Annotated in this window: 5 protein-coding genes; 3 read left to right on the top strand and 2 right to left on the bottom strand. The window is 39.8% G+C overall.

What is annotated here, in order from left to right:
- Positions 1–245: 245 nt before the first annotated feature.
- From rny to ACLTU0_RS09935, 3 genes are all read left to right on the top strand, one after another.
- On the top strand, positions 246–1,823 hold the full coding sequence (gene rny, locus ACLTU0_RS09945) for a ribonuclease Y (protein ID WP_308456358.1): 1,578 nt from the start codon (positions 246–248) through the stop codon (positions 1,821–1,823).
- Positions 1,824–2,065: 242 nt separating this feature from the next.
- Positions 2,066–2,860, top strand: a complete 795-nt coding sequence (locus tag ACLTU0_RS09940) for a TIGR00282 family metallophosphoesterase (RefSeq protein ID WP_412322277.1) — start codon at positions 2,066–2,068, stop codon at positions 2,858–2,860.
- A gap of 148 nt (positions 2,861–3,008) precedes the next feature.
- Entirely contained in the window at positions 3,009–4,367 is a 1,359-nt protein-coding gene (locus tag ACLTU0_RS09935; RefSeq protein WP_412322276.1) for a L,D-transpeptidase family protein, read from the top strand.
- 37 nt (positions 4,368–4,404) lie between these two features.
- Here ACLTU0_RS09935 and ACLTU0_RS09930 read toward each other — a convergent pair whose 3' ends face one another.
- Positions 4,405–5,286, bottom strand: a complete 882-nt coding sequence (locus tag ACLTU0_RS09930; RefSeq protein WP_337599316.1) for an alpha/beta hydrolase — start codon at positions 5,284–5,286, stop codon at positions 4,405–4,407.
- A 360-nt stretch (positions 5,287–5,646) separates the two neighbouring features.
- A partial coding sequence (locus tag ACLTU0_RS09925; RefSeq protein WP_412322275.1) for a citrate synthase occupies positions 5,647–6,833 on the bottom strand: 1,187 nt, incomplete at its 5' end.

The following is a 6,833-nucleotide window of genomic DNA, read 5'->3' as shown; positions in this document are numbered from 1 at the left end:
ACAAAATAGTATAAAATACAATTGCTTAATATTCATTAAAAATAAAATTTTTCTGTATACTATACTTTTATATGTAATCCCAATACTTAAAATGGAGCCGTCTTAAGGTAGACTGCTCTTGTATGATTACAAATCACTATGGTACTTTACCTGCATCTGTTTCATAGAGGTTTATGAAGTATTCAGTTGTATAGGACGCAGTCATTTTAAGAAGTCCCCCATTATTAAGCGTTGGTAAACTTTTTATGGGGGTGTTACTGATTAATACAGTATTATTAATTGTAATGATAATCGTTGCAATCGTATTATGTGTTATAGGCGTCATTGTTGGTTTCAACTTAGGCGTTGCACACAGAAAGAAAATTGCTGAGGCCGAATTCGGCAGTGCCGAAGAAAAAGCCAAGTCTATTGTAAAGGATGCCGAAAAGGCTGCCGACGCCAAAAAGCGCGAACTGTTGCTTGAGGCTAAAGAAGAAAATCAAAAACTTCGCGCAGACTTTGACGCAGAGGTTAAGGAACGCAGAAATGAACTTAATCGTCAGGAACGCAGAATTAACCAAAAAGAAGAAAACTTAGACAAGAAAACAGATAATTTAGAGAAAAAAGAACAGACTTTAAGTCAAAAACTAAAGTCACTTGAATCTAAAGAAAAAGAAATAGCAGAAATCAAAGAACAACAAATGGCTCTTATTGAAAAGATTTCAGGTCTTACCGCCGAAGAGGCTAAGACTATCTTACTAAAAGATGTTGAAAATCAAACAAAGCATGAGGCAGCCATGATGGTTAAAGAAATTGAGCAAGAGGCAAAGGAGAATGCGGAAAAGAAAGCAAAGAACATAGTTTCTTTGGCTATTCAAAAAGTTGCCGCCGATCACGTTGCCGAAACCACCGTTTCTGTTGTTAATCTTCCAAGTGATGAAATGAAAGGCCGTATAATCGGTCGTGAAGGACGAAACATCAGAACCATTGAAACTCTTACAGGCGTTGATTTAATCATCGACGATACTCCTGAGGCAGTTATTGTTTCAAGTTTCGATCCTATCAGACGTGAAGTTGCACGTCTTGCACTTGAGAAGCTTATCGTGGACGGACGTATTCATCCGGCACGCATTGAGGAAACAGTTGAAAAATCTCGTAAAGAGGTTGAATCAATCATCAAGCAAGAGGGCGAAAGCGCTACATTTGAAACAGGTGTACACGGTCTTCACCCTGAACTTATCAAATTGCTTGGTAAACTTAAATTCAGAACAAGTTACGGTCAGAACGTCCTAAAGCATAGCATTGAGGTTTCGCATCTTGCGGGCGTTATGGCAGGTGAACTGGGCGTCGATGTCGCACTTGCAAAACGTGCAGGTTTACTTCACGACATCGGTAAAGCAGTTGACCATGAAGTCGAAGGCTCTCACGTTACTATCGGCGCAGATATTGCAAAGAAGTATCGTGAAAACAAGGATGTTGTACACGCTATTATGGCTCACCACGGTGATGTCGAGGCGCAGACAATCGTTGCCTCTTTAGTACAGGCAGCCGATGCAATATCCGCAGCACGTCCGGGAGCAAGACGTGAAAATCTTGAAACCTACATCAAGCGTTTACAAAACCTTGAAGAAATTGCAAACAGTTTCGACAGCGTTGAAAAGTCATTTGCTATTCAAGCCGGTCGTGAAATCAGAATTATGGTCAAACCTGAAAAGGTCAACGACGAAGGTATGATTCTTGTAGCAAAAGAAATTGTTAAACGTATTGAAAGCGAGCTTGAATATCCGGGTCAGATTAAAGTTAGTATGATTCGTGAAACAAGAGCGGTTGATTACGCTAAATAAGCTTGCATTACTTTGAAAAATTTGGGGTTATTACAGAGCGTAAATATTTATGACTTTGATACTTTGCGATAAAGGCACTGTATAAGCCGTTTATGTTTAGCTTCTACCCGTTCTGTAATACTCCTTTTTTTATTTATTTTGAACGAAAATTTATTTTAATTTTAGATATATTATACAGTTTTACACGTCCTGTCCGCCCACGATAAGACAGTGTTATAAATAAATCTGCGGGCAGAAAGGCTATGGATTTTATTATGAAAATTCTATGTATCGGAGATATTGTCAGCCGTATAGGACGCGATATGCTCTTTAAATATGTTGACGATATGAAATATCAGAAAGGTATTGACTTAGTTATCGCAAACGGTGAAAATGCCACCCACGGCAGAGGTCTTGCCCGCAACGCATATGACGAGCTTATTCGTGCAGGAATTGACGTTATCACTATGGGTAATCACACTTGGGACGCAAAAGAAGTTGTTGATATTATGCGTAACGAGGGAAATGTAATCCGTCCGGCGAATTACAATAAAAAGTGTCCGGGTGAGGGAAGTATCGTTTTTACCGCAAAAAACGGTGTTAAAGTCGGAGTTGTAAATCTTATCGGCAGAACGTATCTTGACCCCGCAGACTCCCCTTTCGACGCCGCCGAACGCGAGGTTGCAAAATTAAAGAAATCAACCAATATTATAATAGTAGATTTTCATGCAGAGGCAACAAGCGAAAAACTTGCTATGGCATATTTTCTTGACGGCAAAGTTTCAGCCGTATTCGGAACGCACACACACGTTCAAACAGCCGATGAAGTCATTCTTCCGAAAGGCACGGGAAATATAACCGACCTCGGAATGACAGGTCCTCAAATATCGATACTCGGCAGAGAACATAATGCGATAATAAAAAAATTTATTACAGGTATGCCTCAAAAGTTTGAAATTGCGAACGGAAAAGGACAATTTTGCGGTTGTATTTTTGACATTGACGAACAAAGCGGTTTGTGTACGGACATCGAAAGAATTTTTATTCGTGAAAAATAAGCCAAGTAAAAAAAGCACATCATTTTAGTTAAAATTTGATGTGTTTTTTTAGTGATTAATCCGAATTTATGTTTAGCTTTTATTGTTTATTGACTTTGATAATTCGGTGTGATATGATTATTTTATAATAGTTTAAGGGGAGATAAGTATGAAAAAAATTTTAGGAATGTTTCTTGCCGTATCAATCGTTTTGAGCGGAATAGGCGCATTCGCCGAAACAGCGTCACCTGCGCCGACAGAAACACCGCAAGTAACAGTAGAGCCTACCGTTTCACCGGGAACAACGGTTGAGCCGACAGAAACAGCAGCAACAACACCGGCCGCAGAGCCGACAGTTAAGCCGACTTCAACGCCGACAATATCGGAGAACGAATTATCAACACAATTTGTTCTTAATATTGACATCACATCGCATAAGTACATAATACCTAACGACGTAACTGTCGAACTTTACAGCAGTTCCGATGAATTACTCGGTTCAATTACCGAAAACGTATCTCAGGATACTTCTTCGCTAAATCTTATATTCAACGTTCCGCAATATCGTATGGGCGAAAAATTCAAGGTAAAGCTCGTTTCGGGACTTCGTTCATTGAAATATTACGATAAAAAGATTGAGCCTGACGGCATTCTTGAAGTTCAGACGTACGGATATTTGAACGAAAACGGCGAATATGTACAAAATAACGGTTGTGCAATGAACGGTAATCCGAATTACGATAAAGAACTTTGTATGTATGTAAGCGATAACTTTCTTCAAGACGTTTCACCGCGTGCAAGAATAGTTGACGGTGTCGCAATGATGCCTGTTCGTGCAATCGGTGAGGCAATGGGATTAAAGGTTACATACGACCCTAAATATGACAGCGTAGTTTGCAGTGTCGGTTCAGACCAAGTTATTTTTAACGCAAACAGTGCATATACAACGATTTTCGGAAACGATACATACGCACCTCACGCAACGGTTTATATCGAGGGTTCTCTATTTGTTCCTGTAAGAACGCTTGCCGAATCGTTTAATTCAAGTCTTGATGTTCTTGATTTCGACGACCACCTTGATATTATCATTGGTGAATCTCCTATGGTTAAAGAATATCGCAACAGAACACCTGTAAACAAGAACGGTATTACAAGCCGTACAAATTATCTTGTATGGGTTTCAAAGCACGAATATAAAGTAAGAGTATATCAAGGCTCACAATATAATTGGGAACTTCAAAAAGAATTCCCTTGTGCATTGGGTGCATGGAATACGCCTACCATCACAGGTCAATTTGAATATATTGAACGTACAGAATGGGATTATCCAAGCTACTATGTAGGTCCTGTACTTCGTTTCTATAACGGTTATGCACTTCATTCAACATTGCTTTACTATAACGGTACAGAATATGACGGACGTGTCGGCGTAAATATTTCTCACGGTTGTGTACGTCTTCACCCAAGCGATATTAACTGGATTGCAAATACAATTCCGTTCTATACAAGAATTTATATTACAGAATAATATCAAAAAAGCAAGCTGATTTCAGCTTGCTTTTTTATTAGCCGTTCACATAAAATTCTCCGACCATTTCAATCGCTTTAAATGCCTCAAGATAAAACGGTGTTGCCAAAATCCAGTCGTGCACCATTTTTTCACCCTCATAAAATTCCAACTCCGTACCGTATGCCGCCATCAACTTTGTTTTTAATTTTCTGCAATCGGGATTTAAAATTTCATGAGTTCCTGTCAACAAAAATATTTTACCGAGATTATCCATTCTTCCGAATATAGGTGAAAGCACAGCATTTTTAGCGTCACCGTTTCCAATATATCTCTCTGCCGCGTGGTACAGGCAATCCATCGTCAAAAGCGGATCGCGTTCCGCCGCCTCCCCTATTTTCGGATTGCTCATAGTCAAGTCAACCCATGGTGACATTAAAACTGTCTTTTTCGGAAACGGTATTATTTTTTCATCACGCAATATCTGCAAAACTGCCAATGCCAATCCACCGCCTGCACTGTCACCGAACAAATAAAATTCATCACCGTAATTTTTAATTGTAATCTCTCTGTATGCTTTCATTACGATTTCGTGTGTTTTTTCATATGTATGCTCGGGTGCAAGCGGATAGTCTATAAAAGTCACTTTCAATCCGTACATCTTCACCAGTTCCTCAATAATTCTTCTGTGAGATGCTGTCGCCTCTGCGACATATCCTCCGCCATGCAAAAATATAACGTGTCCCCCGTTTGTTTTTTTGCTGCTTACTGTTATAACATTAAAGCCGTCCACATTCCATTCATCTGTTATAAACCCTTTAAATTTATCTGCCCTCAATTCACCGTTGTTTCTTTCGGGATTGTCGAAATTCTTTTTTATGTTCTCCGACATTTTCATCGTTTCTGCACCGTTTAATATTAAGTCCGCCAATAATTTCATATAATATCTCCATAAGTGTTTTTGTTTAGTATACATTTTATGAGTGATTTTGTCAAGAGAATGTTTAGTGTCCCCATAAAATCAAGGCGACCACCGGTCGCCCCTACGAATTTATTTTTTATCGCCACCACTCCGTCACTTCGTGACACCTCTCCTCAAGGAGAGGCTTTTCGGCTCCCATTGAGGGGAGCTGTCGCCTTTGCCGTCTGTGGGGTGGCTTTTTAGGGCGACCTATAATCGCCACTACTTAACCCTGTCCGAGAGAAAATCGTTCACAGTGCTGCTTTGCAGCTTGCAGTGCTGTACGTTTGTACCGCCTCAAGCAAAAAGTAGTGCTGTGGGCAATTTAATCCGGACACACTATCTATTATCTATTTTCGTATACTCCTTACTGTGTACCATCGACTTATACGCCGGTCTGATAATTCTGCCGCAGCCGATAACTTCTTCAAGTCTATGTGCGCACCAGCCGACAATTCTCGAAATAGCGAAAAGCGGTGTATACATTTCGGTAGGTATGCCGAGCATTTTATAAACAAAGCCCGAATACATATCAACGTTCGCACACATAACCTTATGATTATTCTTAACTTCCGCAAATACACCCGGTGTAAGACGTTCAACACTGCAATACAGTTTAAATTCCTTTTCAAATTCAGGGTGATTTGAAACAAGCTGACCTGCTTTTTCTTTAAGCAAAATACATCTTGGGTCACTGTATGTATAAATAGCGTGTCCCATACCGTATATAAGTCCCGAACCGTCAAAAGCCTCTTTACGAAGAATTTTTGCAAGGAAGGCCTTAACCTCCTCATCATCTTCCCAGTGCTTAACGTTTGCCTTGATTTCTTCCATCATACCCATAACTTTTGCGTTTGCACCACCGTGCTTAGGACCTTTAAGTGAGCCGATAGCCGCCGCAATAGCAGAATATGTATCAGTATCCGATGAAGAAACAACTCTTGTCGTAAATGCCGAGTTGTTACCGCCGCCGTGTTCAGCGTGTATCATAAGCAATACATCAAGCATTTCCGCTTCTTCACGAGTATATTTATTATCGGGTCTTATCATATAAAGCAGATTCTCAGCTGTTGACAATCTTGGCTGCGGTGTGTGAAGATACAGACTTTTTCCGTCATGATAATGGCTCTTTGCCTGATAGCCGTATGCCGCCATTACAGGAAGTCTTGCAATCAATTCTATTGACTGACGCAAGATATTACCCGTTGAAATATCATCCGGATTTGAGTCATACGAATAAGACGCAAGTACGGAACGGGCAATTTTATTCATTATATTCTTACTAGGAGCTTTCAAAATCATATCTTCCGCAAAGCCTTCCGGCAATACACGAAGATTTCCGATAAGTCTTGAAAAATCGTCCAAAGTCTTTTTATCCGGAAGATGTCCGAATAACAGCAGATATGCTACTTCTTCAAAACCAAATCTCTTCTCTTTTTCACAGTTTTTAACTATATCTGTAAGGTCATAACCACGGTATCTCAAATGACCTTCCATAGGAATTTTTTCACCGTCATCAATATAGT

This window comes from Hominilimicola sp., assembly GCF_046972485.1.
Lineage (GTDB): Bacteria > Bacillota > Clostridia > UBA1381 > UBA1381 > Hominilimicola > Hominilimicola fabiformis.
Note: the sequence above shows the minus strand (reverse complement) of the source record. Positions and strands in the feature narration are given on the sequence as shown.